This window comes from Mycobacterium sp. IDUB_19, assembly GCF_055419445.1.
Genome location: NZ_JBVAXR010000208.1, coordinates 1 through 305 on the forward strand (window position 1 = coordinate 1; position 305 = coordinate 305).

Here is a 305-nt window from a genome sequence, read left to right on the forward strand (position 1 = left end):
AGCTCGGCTTGAATCCTGCCGTGGAAAAGCTGACCAAACACCTCGAGTCGATCGGCGGCTGAGTTGGACGTACTGCAGTCCTGGAAAGACGGGCCCACGAAGTCGGCGATCATCGACTTCGTGGGCCGGGCCGACGAGCAGGTGCCTCCAGAGCAGCGCGTCGCCGTGTTCGACAACGACGGCACGCTGTGGTGTGAGAAGCCCGCCTACATCCAACTGGACTTCCTCGTGCGCCGATTGGCCGAGCAGGCGGCCGCCGACCCGGCGCTGGCAGCCAAGCAGCCCTATACAGCGGCAGCCGCAGG

Annotated in this window: 1 pseudogene; it reads left to right on the forward strand. The window is 65.6% G+C overall.

Annotated elements, in window-relative coordinates:
• Positions 1–63: 63 nt before the first annotated feature.
• Positions 64–305: pseudogene (locus ACZY0B_RS27975) on the forward strand (haloacid dehalogenase-like hydrolase); the annotation flags it as partial.